Genomic DNA, 19,005 nt, shown 5'->3' with positions numbered 1-19,005 from the left:
GTAAAAGACGTTTTACGCCAACAGGTCTTGCTGCGAGAATCGGGCAATGACTTCCCTACAGACCTCCAGCAGTTCCTGGCTCAGCGCCGCCATCGCCCGCATTGAAGCCGACTACCTGCGCAGTGCCGACACCCACCTGATCCCGCTGCCGCTGCCGGAGTTCGCTGCGCGCGGCATTGATTTTTACCTCAAGGACGAATCCACCCATCCCACCGGCAGCCTCAAGCACCGGCTGGCACGCTCATTGTTCTTGTATGCGTTGTGCAACGGGTTGATCCACGAGAACTCCACTGTCGTTGAAGCGTCCAGTGGCTCGACCGCAGTCAGCGAAGCCTACTTCGCGCGGCTGTTGGGTTTGCCCTTTGTTGCGGTGATGCCGCGCAGCACCTCGCCCGAGAAGGTGGCGCAGATCGAGTTCTATGGCGGGCGCTGCCACTGGGTGGAAAGCGCGGTACAGGTGTACGACGAAGCGCGCAAAGTGGCGCTTGAAACCGGCGGCCACTACATGGACCAGTTCACCTATGCCGAGCGCGCCACCGACTGGCGCGGTAACAACAACATCGCCGAAAGCATGTTCAGCCAGATGGCCCGCGAGCGGCACCCGGTGCCGCGCTGGATTGTGGTGGGTGCCGGCACGGGCGGCACCAGCGCCACCATCGGGCGTTATGTGCGCTACCAGCGCCACGGCAGCCAGCTGTGCGTGGCTGACCCGATGGGGTCTGTTTTCAGCGCCTATCACCGCACCGGCGATGCCGGTCTCACCGGTGCAGGCTCGCGCATTGAAGGCATTGGCCGCCCGCGCGTGGAAGCCAGCTTTATCCGCACGGTGATAGATCGCATGGTGGAAGTGGCCGATGTGGACTCGCTGGCCGCCATGCAGGCCTTGTCGCAGCTGCTGGGCCGCAGGGTCGGGCCTTCGACCGGCACCAACCTGGTAGGCATGCTCACCCTGGCGCATGAGATGCTGGCGCGCAGCGAACAGGGTTCTATCCTGTCGCTGCTGTGCGACTCCGGCGAGCGTTACCTGCCCACGTACTACAACGCCAGCTGGGTCGCTGAAAAAATGGGCGACTGCACGGCAGCGAACGAGCAGATCAACCGCTTGATGCGGCCGGTGCCGGCCTGAAGAACCCCGGAGCCTGCATGCGCCCGCCCCTGCCCGCCGGTTTGCCGAGACGCCAGCTGTTGCTGGGAGGCGCGGCCGGCCTGGCGAGTCTGGCTGGCCTGGAAGCCCATGCCCTGCCCACCAAAACACTGGTGTTCCCGCGCGACCGCGGCGCACATCCCGGCTTTCGCACCGAGTGGTGGTACATCACCGGCCAGGCTACGGCCAGCGCCGCGGGTGGTACAGCGGGGAGTCGCCTCTTCGGCTTTCAGCTGACCTTTTTCCGTTCACGCGTGGACGATACGCAGGGCATGTCGTCAAAATTCGCCGCAAGGCAGCTGGTTTTTGCGCATGCCGCCATCACCGATGTGCAGGGCAACAAGCTCTGGCACGACCAGCGCATCGCACGGGAAGGTTTTGGCATTGCCAACGCCAGCGAGCAGGACATGGCCGTCAAGTTGCGCGACTGGTCCCTGAAAGCCGAAGGCGCAAGGTACACCGCTGAACTGCCCGCCAGCGACTTTGCACTCAAGCTGCAGTTTGAAGAAACGCAAGGCGTGCTGCTGCAGGGCAACAAGGGCCTGTCGCGCAAAGGGCCTGACGAAAAACAGGCCAGTTACTACTACAGCCAGCCGCAGCTTGCTGCGCGCGGCAGCCTGCAAGTCAAAGGAAAAAACTTTGCCGTTACCGGAACAGCCTGGCTGGACCACGAGTGGAGCGAAGAGATCCTGCATTCAGACGCCACGGGCTGGGACTGGATAGGCATGAACCTGCTGGACGGCAGCGCCCTCACCGCTTTCAGGCTGCGCGGCAAAGACGGCAACACGCTGTGGGATGGCGGCTCGTTCCGCTCAACGAAGGGCGGGCTTTACACCTTCGGCCGCGGCGAGGTGATTTTTAAACCCGTACGCCACTGGAAAAGCCCACTGACGCAAGCGACTTACCCAGTGGAATGGATAGTGCGAACACCGGCCGATTTTTATACCGTACGTGCGGTAATCGACAACCAGGAGCTGGACAGCCGCCAGTCGACAGGCGCCATTTACTGGGAAGGCTTGAGCGAGCTGATCGACAGCAACGGCAAGCGCGTGGGGATGGGGTACCTGGAGATGACGGGGTATGCGCAGCGCCTGAAGATGTAGCGCCCCAGACCGGCGCCGGCCGCAGTTGCGGCGCAGCGCCCAAAGGGATCAATAGTCGGCGCGGATCAGGCGCTGGGCGCGCGGGCTCATGTTGCGGCGGATATTTGCCGTCAACCATGGGTAGGGCTGACCAGGCACAGGGGCCACAGATGGCGCGCCCGGCAGGAGGAATTGCGCAGCATCCATCACCTTGCGCAGCAAAGAAGACAACGAAGAAGAAGCCTGCAACGAACGGCCGCCGACAGAGGCGTTGGCGGAAGCGGGCTCAGTGAAAAATGCGGTGCGTGTCATGGAAGGTCCTTTCGAAGTGACGTGAGCGGCAACGATTGCCAAAACAGAGGTCATGACGAGAATATAGGGTTTACGAGTATAAAAGTAAAACGACTTATATTGCGTTTGAGTGCAGAAAAATTGCATTTAGAGCACGACCTCTAAGGCCGGAAAAATGGGAGACACGCCATGGATATCAACCTCGCCCGCACCTTCCTCGAAATCGTGTCCTGCCACAGCTTTGTCCAGGCCGCAGAACGGCTGCATGTCACCCAGACCGCGGTCAGCGCCCGCGTGAAGACCCTGGAGGACCTGCTGGGACGCACGCTTTTCGTCAGGAACAAGGCCGGCGCGTCGCTCACGCCCGCAGGCGAGCAGTTTGTACGGCACGCCATGACGCTGGTACAAGTCTGGGAGCGCGCCCGCCACCAGATGGCCGTGCCACCCGGGCGCCGCGCGCTGGTGACCGTTGGCTGTGAAATCAGCCTCTGGCAACCGCTGATGCTCGACTGGCTGTTCTGGATGCGAAAAAACGCGCCCGACCTGGCGCTTCGCACCGAGGTGGGTGTTGCAGAAGATCTGCTGGAACGCGTGGCCCATGGAACACTGGACATCGTCATTGCCTATGCACCACGGCAGCGCCCCGGCCTCAGGATCGAACTGCTGATCGAAGAAAAGCTGGTGCTGGTCACCACCTCCCCCAAGCTCGAGATGCCGCAGCCCGCCGACTACGTCTACGTGGACTGGGGGCGTGAATTCTCGGCACAGCACAGCCTGGCGTTCCCGGAGCTTTCCAGCGTCGGGGTCTCCTCCAGCCTGGGGCCATTGGGGCTGGAGTACCTGCTTGCTGTGGGCGGTGCCGGCTATTTCCGGCAAAACGTGGTGCGCAATCACATAAAGGAAGGCCGCCTGTTCTGCGTGCCAGGCAAGCCCGAGTTTTTGTACCCCGCTTATGCCGTCTACGCGGCCAACGCAGACATGAAAGTACTGGAACCCGCCCTGGCAGGCTTAAGGCAAGCCGCGGCGGGAAGCCAGGGCGGCAAGGTTCGCACTGCCAGGCCGCCAAAAGCCCCCGGCAAGGGCAAACAAACTTCATCGTGAATCTCGCAGCCCCAAGCCCCTCACCTTCATCACTTCATTCATCACTTCAATCAGGATGGCCCAATGCGCTGGATAGCCCTATTTGACGACACACCCGCCATGCTGGCGATCCGGCAGGAGCGCGAACCCCTTCACCTTGTCTATCTTCGGCAACACCAGGACGAAATCCTCATTGCAGGCGGTTTGCGTGAAGCGCCCGGCGAAAGCTTTGTGGGAGGCCTCTGGGTCATGGAGGTTGCGTCCAGAGCGCGCGCCGTGGAGCTGATCGAGAACGACCCCTACTATGTACCGGCTCATCGCAGCTACCGGTTGCTGACCTGGGGCAAGGCACTGGCCGAGAGACAGGTGATTTTGTAAGCAGAACCCACGAATCGTTGCACCGGTTTCACCATCAAAGACAGAAGGGAATCAGGGGTCAGGGGTGTTACGCGGCAGTCAGCGCGGGAAAGGGTTGCGTGACTACACTCAACCCATGCTGACAAGATCCTTGCCAGCGCTTGACACATGCAACCGGAACTGAAATGGACTTTTTTCTCCTGGTGACCTTTGTCGCCATCGGCACCTACCTCCTGAAAGCCAGGGAAGAACGCCAACGCATAGCACTGCTGGGCAGCCACCTGGGCAATTACCAGATTGAAAAGCTCATGGAGACGCTTGCCGACGGTTACCTGCGGGCACTCGGCGAAAAAGAACCCGAGCGGCGCGAGCAGGTCTGGCAACAACTGGCCAACTCTGAAGCGCAGCTGGCTGTGCAGTTCAGTAAATTTGCGACAGAGTTTGCCAGGGTGCCTGAACCCGACGCGCGCGTGAGCCGGCTGCCCATCAGTTTTCCATTTGCCACCCTGATCCTGCCGGCCATGAGCTTCGACATGCGCATTGCCCTGGCGATTCACGCCGCCGGCATTGCGCGCGTGGCCCAAAATGCGGCCGGGCTTAGCCCAAAGGCCAAGGCCTTCACGATGTCGGCCGAACTCTTCCTGATGCAGCACACCTGCCACTGGTTTTGCAAATCAAAGGCCATCGCCTCGGCTCGCGTTCTGGTGCGCCACAAGACGCCGCATGCGCAGCTGGTGGATTCCGTGTCGCCGGAGACGCGTGAGGCTTATAGCGTGCTGATCAGTGGCGGTAGATAGTTAAACGGGTAGCTCCTGCTTCCCGACTCATGCTCGCGCTACTGATGTGTGAAACACTTCCACGCCTTTATGGAAAAAACGACGGTGACATCCACAGGTGTTACCAGGGCGCATTTGCCGACGGAAAAAACACTATTCATCAAGGAAATCCCCTCGATAAAAGCTCCAGGCCGTTCCGTCGTGAAGATAGAAGTACCCGTCGGCGCAAAAGTCTTTGCCGGGGAAAAATTCACGATACGCCTTGGGAACGAGCCGTGACAGCTGCGCGTCCGTGAGTTCGTCGAACTGCTCGGGCGTAATCGGTTGGCCGACTCTGAGTTTGGGAGATTCCATGTGTGAGCTGGATGGTTGGAGGCGTATGGATGATGAGCGTCATTGTGCGGTGAAATCCTGCCCTTCACTTCGACGCAGAAGGTGCGGAAACCTCGGAAGCAGAAAATCGACCCAAAGATTCAGGGAGTAACCGGGCCGCCGCTTCCAGCCGTTCGCCGTAAACCATGGACTGAGCGCGCGCTTCAGCGCAGCGTGTACGACCTTGCTGGTTGCATAAATGGTCATCATGACGCCTAACGTTTGAGATAAGAAGGCCAGGCGGCTTCAGGAGAGCCATTGAATGGCCAGCATCACAAAGAGCAATAACCAGACCGTTGAGCTCAATACAGCTGTAAGCCAGTTTGTCCATTTAATGCTCCCTGGGTACATGCGGCCCAGAACGACAGGGCTTGACGCTGCGTCGTAGAGCGACCAGCCACCTATGGCGGTAAAAACGGCCAGGCCCCACAGGCTTCCTTTTGATGCCGAATTGAAAGAGACCGCCGCAATGGTTGTGGCCAGGGCGAACCAGACAACGCTGATCCAGAGGAATCCTCTGGCCATGTCACCTTTTTCCGCCGGCGCCATCGAAGGCTCGACTGTCTCTACAGCTGCGAGCAATTCCGGCAAGGGTTGCCTGGAACGCAGCGACGCAAGAAGCAATGCGGCCTGAACGCCAGACCACGCGAGAAAAATGAACAGGGCTTGATTTGTTGATGGCATATGCGAAGAACTTAAGGTTTGCGTGCCCACCCGAAGTAAGGCTCAGGCCTGTGATGCGAGCAGACCGAGGTCATTAGAGAAAAAACTTGAAGCGGGTTAAAGCTCATCTTCTTCCCACACCGCAGGGTCATCGGCCCATTCCAGCAGTAACCCCGCCCTCGATGCGAGCATGGGGGCGAGTTCTTCCATGTTCTCTCCCGTACCAATGACAAACGTTGGGTGGCGCTCCCCACGCGCCATGCATCGAGCCGCGTCCTGCCAGAGTGAAGCGATGGCATGTACCGCCTCCCGTGGAGTTCCAGCCTTGCTTGAGGAAACATAGTCGTTCGGCATATCGCCAGAGATAGCCCACCAGCCCACTGAACCAGGGCTCTCAAGGCTTTCGACGGTCCAAATTGAGACATAGGGGGCAAGGTGCCACGCAGGCTCAACACCGATCCGGCCATGCACCAAGCCTTCTCGCTGCAAGTATTCGGATACTTCAGCACGGCGCTCTGCACACCACTGAGCTTCAACTTCGGGGTTGTCGTAATCGGGCATTGTTAAGGCCTAACATTTGGGCTGAGTGGACTGTAGCAGCAGGCCGCGCGGAACCGGAACTAACAGCACGGTGTCACGTGGCCTGCTGTTGCGGTCCGCTCAGATGATGGGTTACTCCCGGCGAGATACCCTAAGGTTGCAGGAACGCTTGCTCCCAGCGGGAACCGATGCGGGAATAGGCCGTCCGTGCATGCAGGCGGCTCTCTTTGAACTCCAGAAATTCAATGTGCTCGACCCGGAGCCTGAATCCGCCCCAGTTCGCGGGGCGAGGGATTGGCTTGCCGTCGTACGCAGCTACGGCGCGTCCGTATTGATCCGAAAGCGACTCGAGGCTTGCAAGCGGACGGCTCTGCTGAAATGTCGCTGTGGCAATTTGGGCATCCCGCAGACGGCCCGCCCAATGTACTTCGGCCTCCTGTTCCGGTATTACCGTACAAACGCCTTTGATGCGTACTTGCGTGGCGATATGCTCCCACCACAGCGTGATGCCGGTCTTGGGGTTGCGAGCGATGTCCAAGGCCTTGCCAGAGTCCAAATGCGTGCAAAAGACGAAACCCGTCTCTTCCGCTTCCTTCAAATCGACAAATCGCGAACTGGGGTATCCATCCGCATCGATGGTGGAAACACAAACAGCGTTCCTGTGCCTGGACGACCCGCGGCTCCTGGCGTCGAGCCATACAGTTTTGAAGCGCTCAACGGGACTGTGCATATTTTCTCTTGATGTCTAAGGTTTGAGATGAGCGGCTCGACCCGGCATGCCGGGGTGCGCCCTCTTGATGGAAGGGTCAGGCATTGATGCGGCCACCTTGGCACTCACTGTACGGGCATCCATCGCTCAGCGGTCCATTTGAGTACGGTGCTTGGCGAAAGAGGATTGGATGATTTTGCAGCGGTGTCTTTGGAGAGCGCCCGAAGTGCATCTATTGCTGACGGAGTGGATTCCGATATGTACAAGACCATATCCGTTGTTGGAAGAGCTATAACAAGGAGACCTTGCTGAGCATTTGCAAGAGGTGCCCACTGAGAAAGAATGGCGACGCGGCCGACCTCATACACGCCACCTGGAATAGCTCCAATCTGCCCGCTTCCGACGGGCTTCGCGCTGTCAGCGAGAGGTTTCAGTGTGGCCTGCAGATTCTCACCACCAAGTTCAAATAGCTGATTCTGTGACATGTTGAGCTTTCTCAGGTCGCGATCATCAAGCGGTCTCACCGCGCGCGGCGTATCGAGCACGGCTACCGATACCAGCCCTTCAACGAGTGGTTTCGCCTGAAGCGTCGGGCCATCACTACCCAAAGATTCCTGCGCTCGCTTGATATATTCGCTTGACCGGACAACGAGACGCACTGAGCTTTTATCTACCGGCGCATTCTGTTGTTTTAGCACTTGCGCCACGCCCTTGGCATACCGGTCGATTTCGGATACGCAACCAGAATTATTAGAGCGGCAAAAACCGAAAACCCTCTCTAGATTGGCCTGCAAGGCGCCAACCGACAATGTAAGTGGCCCCTTTATTGAGACAGGCGTGTCGCCAACCTCGCGCCGTACTGCTTGTGCGGCAAATTCAGTAAATGTCTGGTCCTCCATTGGTATGGCTTGGGCTGCGGCTTCAACTGAGAAGAAGGCCAACAAACTTGCCGATACTGCACATGCTTTGTTCAAAACTAGCTCCCTTGCAAATTGGTGACGCTGAAAGACGCCGAAAGTTCGACGTGAGCTGTCAGGCTGCAGAGCGAAGGCAATATGCCATCAAGAAAATCGAACGATTGGTCACGGCTCGGCTCTTCCCGTAGCATCGGCGCCTGACTTCACAAACAGGCCGGCAGCGCCGCTGGCCGTCATGAACGCAAAGATTGGCCAGAGTACTCCCTGGCCTACAGATTCAGAAACGATAAGCGCGAGGCCGGCGGCACTTACGCCCAGGCCAATGCATAAAACGAAGCCGTATCGCCGCTTTCTGAAGACACCGATGGAGGCGATGAGGCAGCCCACTCCGAACGCGACGATGGCAGATAGCATTCCAAAGAACATGGGTGAGTTGGGCTCGGCCTGGATGATGGCCGCGCTCCCTACAAGGACCAGCAGTACTCCAGAGAGTGCCAGGAGTGCGGCGAATAGCTTTGCTAGCATGAGGTAGGGAAGAAGGAGCCTAACGTGAAGATGACCGGACCACCAAGACTCGGGGCGAAGCCGCCTCCTGCTGTTGTGGATCCGTGTCGATTGACATGTTATGCATAAGTCACCATAAGTCACTTCTTCGCTCGTTTCGGCCTTAGCGCCCAACCCGCCGCAATCAGGATGAGGCCAAATGCCAGCAAACCCCACACGAGCATACTTGACTCCCTGGTGGGAACGACACGCATGTAGCGCGGAGTCGAAGCGCCAGACCAGAGAACTTGAAGCCAAAGAAAAAAGTCAACTGGCAGCAGGTCGCCAACCCCCAAAAGCAGCAGTAAAGCAATGACTACGACAGAGTAGCCAACGCACCGAAGCCAGGTCGAAGCTCTCATGCCATTTCGGTTCGCATGCCTACGCTGCGAATTGATGCTGGACAACGTTGGAGCTGACCGGACGGCAATACTCGCGGCGAATCGGCCTTCTGCAGTTGTGGGTCCGCATCGAGCGACATGTTGGATTTCGCCGTCACTGCCCTGCCTCCTGACTGAAATGCGGACGAACCAATATAGAAATAACTTGAGCGATAGTCCAAGCCGCCGCATATGCAACGCACGTCAACAGAAACACTGGACTCAACTCAAAGGACATCAACAATGCGCCGGCTGTAGCGGCGGCGAGTGCACCCACTGTCACCGAACCAATGCATCGAACGAACAGCAATCGGCCACTGATTGACTTGGCCGAGCCCGGCAAGAGAACAAGTGTGGGCCCCAAGCATGCCGCCAGTGCCACCCACAAAAATTCGTATTGAAGCGTGAATACGACCCCGATGATTGCCACAGAAGGCACGATACCCGCGGCGATGAGAATCGAGCTCCGAAGTCCAAGCTTTGTCTTTTGAGTCTTCGATATGTCGAAACCGGCAACACGAGCAGTGACTTTCGTTAAGAGGAACATGAAAACACCAAACAGGACGCCACCAATCAAAAATAGGCCCGTTACCAGAAGAAGCGTAAGGACTGGATTCGAACCGCCTCGAAAATCATAAAGAAAGAAGACCAACATGGCCAAGCCCCATGCGAGTCCAAGCAAGATGAATCGCCAGATAGTCATGTGAGGCCTAACGCTCGAGCAAAGACACGCGCGGAGGCGAGACGGCTTGCCGTAGCGCGTCGGCGCTTGAGCAAGGGGTTAGGCCGCATACGGCGACGTGGCCTACGGCTTGCCGGGGCAACCATCATGTAGCGCTATTTCTTGATACTCGACCGCGTGTTCTTGGGGAAGCGGAACTATCTTCTTGACCTCAGGTAGGCGTGCGTCTTCCAGGCTGAATAGGAACAAGACGCCAGGCTCTTCTGGAAGGCCGGGAGGCAAGGGCGACGTCTTGAACAGAACCTGGATGTAGTCGGGCAGGAATTGCTTGTCGTGATACCAGGACCCAGCCAGGGCAACTCCTTTCCGCGAACTGGCAGGGACAAGTTCGAGCAAGCAGCCTTTTACGACAGTGCTCTTTCCGACGGAAGTTAGTGTCAGCTTCGTGAGCCTTCCTGCTCTGCCCTTCGAGAACTCGATCTGAACGCGCGTTGCTGCGTACCGGGGAGGCAGTTCGGGGATTGCTCCTCCCGAAGACAGCGAAAGTCGTCTGTCTTGATGGGCCGATGCACCAGACGCTGCGATACAAAGGATGAGGGTGATGGTAAAGCGTTTCATGCGGCTTAACGTTTGACATGAGAGGCGGCCGACAGCAGGCGAAGCCCAATGTTGAACGCCCTCCCGATGAAAGGGTTAGGCGTCACGCGGTGCTCCACTACCTCGCCACTGGAGCCTGGAAGACTGACCACTTTCCGTCCTTGAAAAGATACAGCGCAGAAGAGACGCGAAGACGTTCGCTGCTGGAGTGCAAATACTCAACTCCCTTTCGCATTCCCTCGACGGCCTTTTGATCCGACAAGGGTGAGTAGAGTAAACCACCACGCTTCGCAACGAGGGCAACAACACCTTCAGGATGTTGTTTGAGCAGACCCAGCCAAAACTCCCGGTCGAGGAAATAGCTGCTGTCGAGATCGGGCGACGTTCCTTTGACCTGCATGAGATCGTTCCAGGGAGTCGCCTTGGGCTCTCCATACACACGCTTGATGTTGCTGACCGCAAGCTCGAGCGCTGCCTCCGGCGTGAGCCTCAAGCGCTCCAGGTCTTTCGGAGAGGCGTTCGGCATTGACGTGGGTGTATCGAAGACAAAACGAACGTGCATGTCTCCGATGTACGAGTACCATCCCGTTTCGATTTCGATTTCCTTGCCGTCCGCAAGCTTGACCTTGGTTTTGCCCATTGGCACCAGCGATTCGTCCTGCCTGTTCGAACCAACAGACTCCCGTAACACCACCATGAGGTTCGAGGAGCTGTTGTCGAACGACTGAGCCGGTTGTGCGAAAGCGACGGAAGATGCGGCAAAGGAGATGAGAAGTGACAGGAGTTTTCGAATCATGACTGGGTACGCAAAGTTAGATAGTGACGCCGAATGTAATGTATGCCGCAAACCCTGCGGTATAGCCTGGCGCTTGCAATCTGATCCGGACATCAAATCATTCTTTTGGGTACATCACTCTGTAGACTGTGACACCTTCCCGCCAATAAGACGGTCCCTGGTGAACCCTGATGTTCAACGCTGGTGAAGCGCCTATCGTTTCCCCGTCTTTAATCACCGGTCCACTGCTGACGAGATACTGGGCCATGTTCATGAGCAGGGAGAAAACTTCCAGGCCATTTCGGTTCACGTCCTTGGCTTCGATTTCCCGCAGGTCAAACTTCTCCATTCCTTGTGTGGACAGCGAGAACCCCTTCTCCAGATCGGTTGAGATACGAAAGTTAGTCCAGAGCCAAACGGGCGGCCCCGCCCGACTGGCCTGCGCGCTCTGTTTCAGGAACGCTTCTCGGGACTGCAAGCTGGCGCCCCAATAGCTTGCGATGGCATTCTGGTCCATCAGCGTTGCCACCACGTCGGTCTGCAAGAGATAAGCGTCCAGCTGATCGAGATTCGTGTCCAGAATACTGACGTAGACGTGGGCTTTGTGCCGGGCAGTCTCTTCGCAGGCCCTCTTCCAGTACCAGGCGCCTTGGCACAAGTCGTCAATCTGGCCTTTTGGCAGGGGCGCATCGATCAGCCCAATCATCACGGTGCCACCCCGCGATCGAAGAAGAATGACCTTTTGGCCGTCTGTTTCCATGTCATCAATCTTGACCCTTCCCTTGAGCCGCACCTCGAGCTGTGCACGGAAGGCCGCTGCATCGGGAAGCCTTGATTCAGCAAGAAGTACAAACGAGCTAGCTCTGACCTTGCTGGGCTCTGCAGCCGTGGCAAGTGTTGAGATGAGGACAAACGCAAGCAGGGCTAGAAGTGAACGCATGGTGTTGTGTGTGATGCTTTCCGCGTATTAAGCCAGTAGTCCGCGTCAGACAGCAAGAGTGGAATTGCCGTCACGTGCACGGCTGAACGCTTTGGAAGGGCCGTGCTGACCGGTCTTCCGATCAGCCCCCCCGATAGAAGGGTTCGGTGCCCCTTCTAAAGCACTCAAGGTACACCGTGCGGATTGTATTTGCCGGCGACAAGAAAGTAGAGCGCTATGGGCAAGCAGGCAATCCCGATAACCACTCCGATGACACCAAACAAAGAGGTAACCAGGCTCATGGCGATCAGGCCAAGGCCTACGGTGAAGATTGCGACTGCCAGGACAACCCTGATCAACAGCGGCATAGGCCGCCAGTGGGATTCTTCGGCTTCATCCTGAGCTTCGGTTGACGGGCGCAGAAGGACTGAGCTGACGTATCCAGCAACAACGGCACCGACTGCCATCTTGACGAATGGCCACAAGGAGATGCCAGCTCTCAGATCGGTCTTGACGGTGGCGACGACATAGATCAACCAGAAGGCCCAGCACGCACCGACGAGCAGAAGTTTTTGCATGGCTAGTGACACCTAACGTTTGAGACAACCGGCACTGCCCAGCTTGCCGGAGCAACTTCGGTTTATGAAAGAGTCAGGACGTGACAAAGCCACTGCGCTTTTGGTTAGCTCGCGGCCACCTTACGGCCAAACCAGAAGCCAAGAACGCCCAACGCCACTGCGATCCAGCCAATGGTGTAGCCGCCGCTGTTGCCCTCGACAAGCTTGGCCTTGAACGCAGCTGTATCCCGGTACGCGATTACCTGGCGGCTTGGGGTGCTCAGACTGAACACCGACTTTTCATCCTTCGGATCGAACTTGGCTGTCACGGTTTCGCCGCCCAGCCCGTCCAGCGCGCGCTCAGAATTCGGCTCGCCCACGCGCACAGTCTCGATGCCTGCGGAGGTTTGTATGTCCAGCTCCGCATAGCGGCTCGCCAGTACACCCTTTTTGGTCTTGCGCTCAACAACACGGGCGCTCAGGGCTTTGCCGGTAGCAGTGCTCAATTCGGCCTCGGAAGGGACCTTGTGGCGCGAGGGGCGCTTGCGGTCCTCCGCATACTCGGCGCCAAGCCATACCAGGCCCCCAATGAACAGCACAAGTGAAATCTTTGTCAGGCTCAAAGCAATCCCCCAATATCAGAAGTACATCAGTGACGAACGCACGGGGTCCTTACCCAGTGCTCGTCGCTTGTCTCGCAAGAATGCAAGGATTCCCATCCCAGGCGGGCCTCCGGTCGTGAGACCTGCGGCTTCATCAGTTCACCTGGGGAGGTAATTCACGGCGATTATCACCATGAGAATCGACCTCGCCAAGAACGCTTTGGAATCTATGGCGTAGATGCGACAGACAAGCACGGACGCGCATGTGTCCGGTCATCAAATGGGCCCCCTCCTGCTCGAAATGCTATTGATTTAATAGCTTCTTGCGCCCGTCCACATTGGTCTGCAGCCAGTCTCCATGCATAAAAAGAGGTCAAAACCGCTCTTTGGAGGCCACTACAGGGTCTTTTGCGAGGTATGGCAGCGCCGAAATCAATTGTTTTTGGGCATTTTCATATGCGAAACAGACCCCAAGACCAATGCAGATGAGCGCAAGCAGCTACTGATTTGATAGCAAAGACGACGAACAAGGCGCAGTCTTTGTTCCAGCTCATACAGAAGCCGGCCTCGACGTACGCAGCTGCAGCGTCGGCGCGGACAACCCTTCCCTGTATGCGGCGTGGAGAACTCCAGAAAGCAACGAAGGGTCAGAGACCACGCTCATTGCTCACTTGCGGCCGTACTCTTGCGACAACGCCAGGGCAACCCGGCCAATGAGCTCAATTGGAAGCTCCTCCTTCAGCGGGAAAGACAAGTTACCCTTTTCGCCACGGTATGGCGCGAGTTCCTGCATGAGGCGTGCATCTTGCGTGACGGGCGGATAGACACCAATGTGTTTCTTGAATGCAGCGAAGTAGAAGAACACGCGACCGCGCTTGAACGCGGGCATGTTGTAGCTTATGCAGCGCGAGGCGCCAGGCACCAAGGTCTCCACTTTTTCCTGAATGGATTGGAGCTGAAGGCGCGACTCAGCGGGCACGCTCGCGAAGTACTCTTCATGTGATGCGAAAGCCATGGCGTAATTTGTGTTGCCTAACGCTTGAGATGTGAGGCGTGACCCGGCTTGCCGGGACGTGTTCTCTCAATTAAAAGGCTGGGCACCACGGCAAGTCAAGTGCGTTAGCTGCCAGCGCGCTCAGGCCTTGCGTCGGTGACAAGCCGCAAGAATGACATAAGGGCTTCTTCCGCCAGTGTTCCGTGTTGCTTTCCGTCGTAGTCAACATCCAGCAGGCTCGCAGGTCGATACTTGCCAGAGAGGTAGGCGTGAATACGTTGAACGCGTTGGGTGTTTTCGGGCGTCCCAGGCTTCAGGTTATCGGGGGCTATGTGCATTGCAACGAGCGACAGGAACTCTTCGTCAGTGAGTTCCGAAAAGCTCTTGCCGAAATATGCCTGTGCGGCGGCCGCATAGCCATGAACAGGCTGGCCGTTCCTGCTGCCCAGGTAGCAGATATTCAGGAACAGTTGCATTTGATCGTTCTTGGAAACCAGCGAATCCAGAGCGTACTGTGCAATCAGCGTCTGGCGAACTTTGGCGATACCTTGCTTGAACCCGCCTGGGAAGTAAATGAGCTTGACCAAACCTTGCGTGATGGTCGTCATTCCTGCGCCGGGAGTTTCAAGATCAACGCCGTGATGCCGGGTGAACGCCGGGTCTTCGACTGCCAACAACATGGCTTGCCTGTCCTTCGACAAGTCTGTGGGTTTCAGCCGGGCCCCAAAGCGCTTCCAGGTTTCGGAAACCAGAGACGGTGTTGCAACCCTGGCAACCCTCACTTCGTTGGCGTAATAGCCGGCCGCAACCACCAGGGCAAGTGCACCTGTACCTGAGAGCCATAAGGCCGCGCGAATGATTGCTTGACCGATCTTCATGTTGTGGCTGATGCTGGAGAGTGATGTGCGAGGGAAGTTGGTGACGCCTAACGCAAAGATGACCAGACTACCGACACAAGCGGCGAAGCCGCCTCCTGCTGTCGTGGATGCGTGTCGATTGACATGTTAGACGGCATCTCCCGTGTCCTTGCCGCCTTCAGACGGCGCGCTCCGCAATTCGGTTGAGCCTCGGCCATTTCGGCCAATATCGAACGGCAACAATGTCCCTGGCACGAAAGCTATAGCGCGTCGTCTGCTTCCCCGCTTGAATCTGAGGCGCACCGGACGTCGAAGTGGCTGTGAATTCATAAGACACGACGTACACCACGCCTCCATCGTCATTCTTCTCTACTGAACGTACCACTGCACCTTTCGTGCTGCGGCCCCAGCGCTCGAGCACATACGACGCGGCAGCGCGAAGGCACAACGACCCGATCACCGCGAGCCCAATTGCGATGCCTCCGAGGAACTGCCATGTGCTATCGAAACCCATGCTGATGCCTTCTAGCGTTTGACATGAAAGGCGGGTCAAAGGACGCACGAAGCGACCTCTGGAGGGTCCGCCCGGCGGAAGAGTCATGTGTCATTTCGGCGGCCCCTCCTCTTGAGCAATGACCTTTTCGACGAGAGGAAGAGCCAGCATTCGCGCCCTGTGATCGAGGATTCGGGGAAGGCGGGAGAGGTCCACCCCGTCACCCTCCAGCCAGCGGGCGAGGGTCAGAAGATACAGATCTGACACAGAGAGCTCTTCTCCCAGAACCCACGGTCCACGTAAATACTCGCCTTCAATAAGCGAGAAGGCGTCGCCCACGGATTGAGGAACCTTCCTTCGCATCGCGTCCCACGCTTCAGGTTCGTCTGCCCATCTGTGACCGCGCATTCGATGGGCGTGGGCGACATGAACCGTGGAGCACAAATAGCTGTTGAAAGCGTTCATCTCCGCAAGTCGAAACGTGTCATCAAGCGGAGCCAGATGCGCGTCCGGGTACGTCTGGGCGATGAACATGAGCATGGCCGGTGTTTCCGTCAGGACCCCGCGTGCAGTCACGAGCGCTGGAACCCGGCCCTTCGGATTGACCTTCAGATAGTCAGCCGCCCGTTGTTCGTTCTTCGAGAAGTCGATCCGGACCAGTTCGTACTCTGCATTTACATGAGCCAGTGCCAGATGCGTTGCCAGCGCACAAGTATTGGGGGTGTAGTAAAGCGTGAGCATGTGACCTCTCAATTTTGAATTGACGATGCAAGGAACTACTTCAAGTGAGGCCTATCGTTGAATTTAAGCGGCCCGCCGCAGTCGGGTCTGCTTGAAGGAAGGATCAGACATCATTTCGCACGCCCTGAAAAGAAGAAGCGGATGACCAACATGGCCAGTCCCGCAAGCAACATATAGCGACCAACGCCCTTCTGGGCATCAGAGGAGTCGTCCTGGTTGATGTCTTGAAGCGTGCTGGGTGCTTCAGGTAGATAACGGACCGTCATGGTGGATGGGACAGAGTTGCTGCGCAAGGCACGGCCAAGCTCCGCAGCAACGCCGACTTCAGTCCGAATTTCGCGACCATCCTCCGTCGTGAAGCGAACATGCGCTGTGTACAGGCTGTCAGCATGGGTATTCTTCTTTTCCTTCCACTCCAGCTTGGTTACCTCGGCCTTTGTCGTCTTGCCGTGATCGCGCAATGCCGAAAACTTGGTGGCGTTCTTGTGACCGGCATACATGAGAAAGACGCCAAACACAACAACACAGACAGCGACCATTGGGCTAAAAAGGATTCGAAACATAGGTGGCTCCTTAGGCCTGACGTAAAAATGATCGGACCACCAACAAATGGGACGGAGCCACGTCCTGCTGTTGTGGCTCCGCGCCGGTTGATATGTTATGCGGCGTGGCGTGTCGCGACTTCATATGCGACCCAAACCAGGAATGTAGCGAGGACGACGCCGAAAAACAAGATGCCGGCTTGCCGTGGTATGTCCGCTTGATTGAAGGGTTAGACGCCATTGTTAAACGACTCGACTGCTGTCCGATACGCTGCCAGTGGCTCCGAAGCACCTGCGATAGCGCGGCCTATGACGATGTGCGTGGCGCCTGCCCTGGCTGCCGCGGCAGGACTGGAGATGCGCACCTGGTCTGTGGCCGCCAGGGAAAGCTGAATGCCGGGGCAGACGATGAGTACCCCGGCAGGCAAGGAACCACGCAAGTAGGCGGCCTCTTCGGCGGAAGCCACGATACCATGGCAGCCTGACTTGCAAGCCAGCGAAGCGAGGCGGAAAACCTGGTCTTTGACTGATGGTGCGAGGCCGATCTCTGGGAGCTCGGCGTCAGAAAGGCTTGTGACGACCGTAAGGCCAAGAACTTTTAGATGGGGGTATGACTCGGCAGCCCTGGCAGCCGCTCGCAGAACAGCCGAACCCGCTGACGCATGGACCGTGACCATTGAAACCCCAAGCTTGCCAGCGGCCTTGACTGCATTGGCTACGGAGTTCGGTATCTCATGAAGTTTGAGATCAAGGAAGACCTGTTTGCCTGCTGACACCAGCTCTCGAACTACCTGCGGTCCAGCCTCTGTGAGCAGCTGAAGGCCGACCTTGTAGTGATCGGCTTCGGGGCCGAGCCGATTGACCAATGCCAACGCCTCAGCCGAGGATTCGAAGTCGAGCGCGACGATGACTGGTGATGGCATATGTGAAATGGAGTCTAACGGTGGAGGCCAGACGCGGCCGCAGATCGTCGCCACTGGGTCGATTTGTTAGCTGTCTTGCTCTTCATCGGGATCGCACCTTGAAGTTTTCGTCAATGTGGACGACCGAATCAGACGAGCCACGGTTCGAACAGTCAAAGCCTTGCAATCTGAGTATCGGAAAGCTGTTGAGGCGAACGTTGACGTCCTTGTGTCTCTTGCCCGCGTGGCGTGAATGAATGGCAGTTTTCGTCAAGTAATTGTTGCTGACCCTGTAGTAAGACCCATCGTTATAGTTCTCGTCAAGAGTCTCTTCGCCGACGAATTCAAGGTCTTTGAGACTCGCGTTGTATCGAAACTGCATGGTGTAACTCGACGCGCGAGCGGCATCCGCATACTCGACCGCCTGAACAAACACAGAATTCTTTTTTATATCGATGTTATAGAACTTGCTCACGCGACAAAACTCGTCAGACACGGAAAGGACTCCATAGCTTCCATCCGGATTTCCCTTGAGAATGAAAAGGCGCTCCTCGCGCTGTGGATTTCCACCTCTCTGCCCAGTGGCCACCAAAGCCAGATCAGCGATTCCGTCACCGTCCAGATCGCCCTCGGCGCTGGTCCAAATGAAATCCAGATGCGGAAAAGCGGCCGAAATTGCGGAGATGGCCTTGCGCCCCGTTGGCGTGTATTCAGCAGATACAGGCAGGGCTGAGGTGCAGAGAAGAGCAAAGATCAGCAGGAGCTTGGTGGTGACCATGACCTAATGTTTGTCTTGATGGAAGGGTTAGGCCGCATTCTCAGCGAAGCTCCTTGCGAACCACCAATTTGAGCCCCGACCAAACTTCCGTGACGGCGCAGACCTTGATATCTACGAAGCCAAGTGGCAGCGCCAACTCGCGGATAGTGTCTTCTGTGATGGTGGTCGGAACCTTGGCGGACTTCTTCGGCCAGGAAACCCACAGCGCTGCGTCGGGCTTCAGCTTCTTGCGCAAGACACTCAGAGTCTTTGCCAGTTCTTCTCGCTGCGTGACAAAGGCGTGAGCGATATCTACCTTTGAATCGGGCTGGCTCACAAACTGCACGGCAGGTGGAAGTGGGGCCAACAGGCTTTCGTACTCCTCAGGTGCTGCGATGAGCAGCACTCGATGCGCCTCTTTGATGCCGAGTTTCCTGGAAAGCGGCGTTCCAGAGTATCCAGCGGTGTTTGAGGTTGCCATGCGTCTTAACGTTGGACATGAGAGGCGGCACAAGGGTGAAGCCCCTGTACCGCTCTCTCGATGGAAGGGTTAGTCGCCTGTTTCATCTGCGAGGCTTGGCTTTTTGCCCTTGCGGCGTGTTGGCTCCTGGCCCACAAAGTATGCAAGTACCATGAGTCCCAGACCGAGCAAGATGAAGAATGGAGGTCCAAGGAACAATAACAACACGGCGCCAACCAGGACAAGAAGGGAGAAGCCTGGCGCGTTTTCGGC

At 57.4% G+C, this 19,005-nt stretch carries 25 protein-coding genes; 5 read left to right on the top strand and 20 right to left on the bottom strand.

The features are described from left to right. Nucleotides 1-46: 46 nt before the first annotated feature. Together AC1D1J_RS14490 and AC1D1J_RS14485 are read left to right on the top strand one after the other, a co-directional pair. The gene (locus AC1D1J_RS14490; protein ID WP_477695029.1) at nucleotides 47-1,126 is read left to right on the top strand and encodes a PLP-dependent cysteine synthase family protein; all 1,080 of its coding nucleotides are present in this window, start codon (nucleotides 47-49) and stop codon (nucleotides 1,124-1,126) included. Nucleotides 1,127-1,143: 17 nt separating this feature from the next. Then, a complete protein-coding gene (locus tag AC1D1J_RS14485; protein ID WP_477695028.1) occupies nucleotides 1,144-2,247 on the top strand; it encodes a lipocalin-like domain-containing protein in 1,104 nt (367 codons plus the stop codon). Between the two features lie 48 nt (nucleotides 2,248-2,295). On the opposite strand, the gene AC1D1J_RS14480 is transcribed toward AC1D1J_RS14485, so the two are convergent. Further along, entirely contained in the window at nucleotides 2,296-2,538 is a 243-nt protein-coding gene (locus AC1D1J_RS14480) for a hypothetical protein (protein ID WP_477695027.1), read from the bottom strand. 168 nt (nucleotides 2,539-2,706) lie between these two features. Between AC1D1J_RS14480 and AC1D1J_RS14475 the strand changes: the two genes are divergently transcribed. The 3 genes from AC1D1J_RS14475 (at nucleotide 2,707) to AC1D1J_RS14465 (ending at nucleotide 4,751) form a co-directional block, all read left to right on the top strand. Continuing rightward, nucleotides 2,707-3,618 (top strand): LysR family transcriptional regulator, encoded by a 912-nt coding sequence (locus AC1D1J_RS14475; protein WP_477695026.1) that lies wholly within the window; start codon nucleotides 2,707-2,709, stop codon nucleotides 3,616-3,618. 63 nt (nucleotides 3,619-3,681) lie between these two features. Next, nucleotides 3,682-3,975 carry a YciI family protein gene (locus AC1D1J_RS14470; RefSeq protein WP_477695025.1) on the top strand — a complete coding sequence of 98 codons (294 nt, stop codon included), beginning with the start codon at nucleotides 3,682-3,684 and terminating at the stop codon, nucleotides 3,973-3,975. A 164-nt stretch (nucleotides 3,976-4,139) separates the two neighbouring features. Beyond that, complete coding sequence (locus AC1D1J_RS14465; protein ID WP_477686729.1) at nucleotides 4,140-4,751, top strand: hypothetical protein; 612 nt, start codon at nucleotides 4,140-4,142, stop codon at nucleotides 4,749-4,751. Nucleotides 4,752-4,883: 132 nt separating this feature from the next. Here the strand turns inward: AC1D1J_RS14465 and AC1D1J_RS14460 are convergent, their stop codons facing one another. The 19 genes from AC1D1J_RS14460 to AC1D1J_RS14370 all read right to left on the bottom strand — a co-directional run bounded on the left by AC1D1J_RS14460 (nucleotide 4,884) and on the right by AC1D1J_RS14370 (nucleotide 18,753). Then, nucleotides 4,884-5,084 carry a hypothetical protein gene (locus AC1D1J_RS14460; protein WP_477646891.1) on the bottom strand — a complete coding sequence of 67 codons (201 nt, stop codon included), beginning with the start codon at nucleotides 5,082-5,084 and terminating at the stop codon, nucleotides 4,884-4,886. Between the two features lie 264 nt (nucleotides 5,085-5,348). Beyond that, nucleotides 5,349-5,816, bottom strand: coding sequence for a hypothetical protein (locus AC1D1J_RS14455; RefSeq protein ID WP_477695024.1), 468 nt, complete (start codon nucleotides 5,814-5,816; stop codon nucleotides 5,349-5,351). Between the two features lie 66 nt (nucleotides 5,817-5,882). Beyond that, complete coding sequence (locus AC1D1J_RS14450; protein ID WP_477695023.1) at nucleotides 5,883-6,326, bottom strand: DUF4826 family protein; 444 nt, start codon at nucleotides 6,324-6,326, stop codon at nucleotides 5,883-5,885. Between the two features lie 130 nt (nucleotides 6,327-6,456). Beyond that, a complete protein-coding gene (locus tag AC1D1J_RS14445; RefSeq protein WP_477695022.1) occupies nucleotides 6,457-7,035 on the bottom strand; it encodes a pyridoxine/pyridoxamine 5'-phosphate oxidase in 579 nt (192 codons plus the stop codon). Nucleotides 7,036-7,139: 104 nt separating this feature from the next. Continuing rightward, on the bottom strand, nucleotides 7,140-7,988 hold the full coding sequence (locus tag AC1D1J_RS14440; RefSeq protein ID WP_477695021.1) for a DUF1444 domain-containing protein: 849 nt from the start codon (nucleotides 7,986-7,988) through the stop codon (nucleotides 7,140-7,142). A gap of 108 nt (nucleotides 7,989-8,096) precedes the next feature. Continuing rightward, nucleotides 8,097-8,456, bottom strand: coding sequence for a hypothetical protein (locus AC1D1J_RS14435; RefSeq protein ID WP_477695020.1), 360 nt, complete (start codon nucleotides 8,454-8,456; stop codon nucleotides 8,097-8,099). A gap of 513 nt (nucleotides 8,457-8,969) precedes the next feature. Further along, on the bottom strand, nucleotides 8,970-9,557 hold the full coding sequence (locus AC1D1J_RS14430) for a hypothetical protein (RefSeq protein WP_477695019.1): 588 nt from the start codon (nucleotides 9,555-9,557) through the stop codon (nucleotides 8,970-8,972). Nucleotides 9,558-9,659: 102 nt separating this feature from the next. Continuing rightward, nucleotides 9,660-10,154, bottom strand: coding sequence for a hypothetical protein (locus tag AC1D1J_RS14425; protein WP_477695018.1), 495 nt, complete (start codon nucleotides 10,152-10,154; stop codon nucleotides 9,660-9,662). Nucleotides 10,155-10,251: 97 nt separating this feature from the next. After that, a complete protein-coding gene (locus tag AC1D1J_RS14420; RefSeq protein WP_477671182.1) occupies nucleotides 10,252-10,929 on the bottom strand; it encodes a DUF1444 domain-containing protein in 678 nt (225 codons plus the stop codon). 97 nt (nucleotides 10,930-11,026) lie between these two features. Then, entirely contained in the window at nucleotides 11,027-11,848 is an 822-nt protein-coding gene (locus AC1D1J_RS14415) for a DUF4261 domain-containing protein (RefSeq protein ID WP_477686722.1), read from the bottom strand. Between the two features lie 164 nt (nucleotides 11,849-12,012). After that, a complete protein-coding gene (locus tag AC1D1J_RS14410; protein ID WP_477686721.1) occupies nucleotides 12,013-12,405 on the bottom strand; it encodes a hypothetical protein in 393 nt (130 codons plus the stop codon). Between the two features lie 104 nt (nucleotides 12,406-12,509). Continuing rightward, complete coding sequence (locus AC1D1J_RS14405) at nucleotides 12,510-12,983, bottom strand: hypothetical protein (RefSeq protein ID WP_477695017.1); 474 nt, start codon at nucleotides 12,981-12,983, stop codon at nucleotides 12,510-12,512. Nucleotides 12,984-13,653: 670 nt separating this feature from the next. Next, nucleotides 13,654-14,001, bottom strand: coding sequence for an iron chaperone (locus AC1D1J_RS14400; protein ID WP_477695016.1), 348 nt, complete (start codon nucleotides 13,999-14,001; stop codon nucleotides 13,654-13,656). A gap of 104 nt (nucleotides 14,002-14,105) precedes the next feature. After that, the gene (locus AC1D1J_RS14395) at nucleotides 14,106-14,858 is read right to left on the bottom strand and encodes a transglycosylase domain-containing protein (protein WP_477686718.1); all 753 of its coding nucleotides are present in this window, start codon (nucleotides 14,856-14,858) and stop codon (nucleotides 14,106-14,108) included. Between the two features lie 583 nt (nucleotides 14,859-15,441). Continuing rightward, nucleotides 15,442-16,071: a glutathione S-transferase family protein gene (locus AC1D1J_RS14390; protein ID WP_477686717.1), complete on the bottom strand. Its 630-nt coding sequence runs from the start codon at nucleotides 16,069-16,071 to the stop codon at nucleotides 15,442-15,444. A 110-nt stretch (nucleotides 16,072-16,181) separates the two neighbouring features. After that, the gene (locus AC1D1J_RS14385; protein WP_477686716.1) at nucleotides 16,182-16,634 is read right to left on the bottom strand and encodes a DUF3592 domain-containing protein; all 453 of its coding nucleotides are present in this window, start codon (nucleotides 16,632-16,634) and stop codon (nucleotides 16,182-16,184) included. 209 nt (nucleotides 16,635-16,843) lie between these two features. Then, entirely contained in the window at nucleotides 16,844-17,536 is a 693-nt protein-coding gene (gene pyrF / locus AC1D1J_RS14380; RefSeq protein WP_477686715.1) for an orotidine-5'-phosphate decarboxylase, read from the bottom strand. 82 nt (nucleotides 17,537-17,618) lie between these two features. Continuing rightward, the gene (locus AC1D1J_RS14375) at nucleotides 17,619-18,293 is read right to left on the bottom strand and encodes a hypothetical protein (RefSeq protein ID WP_477695015.1); all 675 of its coding nucleotides are present in this window, start codon (nucleotides 18,291-18,293) and stop codon (nucleotides 17,619-17,621) included. Nucleotides 18,294-18,333: 40 nt separating this feature from the next. Continuing rightward, nucleotides 18,334-18,753, bottom strand: coding sequence for a DUF3052 domain-containing protein (locus AC1D1J_RS14370; RefSeq protein ID WP_457279017.1), 420 nt, complete (start codon nucleotides 18,751-18,753; stop codon nucleotides 18,334-18,336). Nucleotides 18,754-19,005: the final 252 nt, after the last annotated feature.

This window comes from Polaromonas sp. P1_F8, from assembly GCF_056405635.1.
Note: the sequence above shows the minus strand (reverse complement) of the source record. Positions and strands in the feature narration are given on the sequence as shown.

Bases quoted from the DNA above. Each gene is read 5' to 3' on its own strand.
- AC1D1J_RS14390 (WP_477686717.1), bottom strand. From the start codon at position 16,071: ATGCTCACGCTTTACTACACCCCCAATACTTGTGCGCTGGCAACGCAT.
- AC1D1J_RS14465 (WP_477686729.1), top strand. From the start codon at position 4,140: ATGGACTTTTTTCTCCTGGTGACCTTTGTCGCCATCGGCACCTACCTC.
- AC1D1J_RS14485 (WP_477695028.1), top strand. From the start codon at position 1,144: ATGCGCCCGCCCCTGCCCGCCGGTTTGCCGAGACGCCAGCTGTTGCTG.
- AC1D1J_RS14400 (WP_477695016.1), bottom strand. From the start codon at position 14,001: ATGGCTTTCGCATCACATGAAGAGTACTTCGCGAGCGTGCCCGCTGAG.
- AC1D1J_RS14445 (WP_477695022.1), bottom strand. From the start codon at position 7,035: ATGCACAGTCCCGTTGAGCGCTTCAAAACTGTATGGCTCGACGCCAGG.
- AC1D1J_RS14430 (WP_477695019.1), bottom strand. From the start codon at position 9,557: ATGACTATCTGGCGATTCATCTTGCTTGGACTCGCATGGGGCTTGGCC.
- AC1D1J_RS14370 (WP_457279017.1), bottom strand. From the start codon at position 18,753: ATGGCAACCTCAAACACCGCTGGATACTCTGGAACGCCGCTTTCCAGG.
- AC1D1J_RS14415 (WP_477686722.1), bottom strand. From the start codon at position 11,848: ATGCGTTCACTTCTAGCCCTGCTTGCGTTTGTCCTCATCTCAACACTT.
- AC1D1J_RS14385 (WP_477686716.1), bottom strand. From the start codon at position 16,634: ATGTTTCGAATCCTTTTTAGCCCAATGGTCGCTGTCTGTGTTGTTGTG.
- AC1D1J_RS14395 (WP_477686718.1), bottom strand. From the start codon at position 14,858: ATGAAGATCGGTCAAGCAATCATTCGCGCGGCCTTATGGCTCTCAGGT.
- AC1D1J_RS14450 (WP_477695023.1), bottom strand. From the start codon at position 6,326: ATGCCCGATTACGACAACCCCGAAGTTGAAGCTCAGTGGTGTGCAGAG.
- AC1D1J_RS14410 (WP_477686721.1), bottom strand. From the start codon at position 12,405: ATGCAAAAACTTCTGCTCGTCGGTGCGTGCTGGGCCTTCTGGTTGATC.
- AC1D1J_RS14475 (WP_477695026.1), top strand. From the start codon at position 2,707: ATGGATATCAACCTCGCCCGCACCTTCCTCGAAATCGTGTCCTGCCAC.
- AC1D1J_RS14490 (WP_477695029.1), top strand. From the start codon at position 47: ATGACTTCCCTACAGACCTCCAGCAGTTCCTGGCTCAGCGCCGCCATC.
- AC1D1J_RS14460 (WP_477646891.1), bottom strand. From the start codon at position 5,084: ATGGAATCTCCCAAACTCAGAGTCGGCCAACCGATTACGCCCGAGCAG.
- AC1D1J_RS14435 (WP_477695020.1), bottom strand. From the start codon at position 8,456: ATGCTAGCAAAGCTATTCGCCGCACTCCTGGCACTCTCTGGAGTACTG.
- AC1D1J_RS14470 (WP_477695025.1), top strand. From the start codon at position 3,682: ATGCGCTGGATAGCCCTATTTGACGACACACCCGCCATGCTGGCGATC.
- AC1D1J_RS14425 (WP_477695018.1), bottom strand. From the start codon at position 10,154: ATGAAACGCTTTACCATCACCCTCATCCTTTGTATCGCAGCGTCTGGT.
- pyrF (WP_477686715.1), bottom strand. From the start codon at position 17,536: ATGCCATCACCAGTCATCGTCGCGCTCGACTTCGAATCCTCGGCTGAG.
- AC1D1J_RS14375 (WP_477695015.1), bottom strand. From the start codon at position 18,293: ATGGTCACCACCAAGCTCCTGCTGATCTTTGCTCTTCTCTGCACCTCA.
- AC1D1J_RS14480 (WP_477695027.1), bottom strand. From the start codon at position 2,538: ATGACACGCACCGCATTTTTCACTGAGCCCGCTTCCGCCAACGCCTCT.
- AC1D1J_RS14420 (WP_477671182.1), bottom strand. From the start codon at position 10,929: ATGATTCGAAAACTCCTGTCACTTCTCATCTCCTTTGCCGCATCTTCC.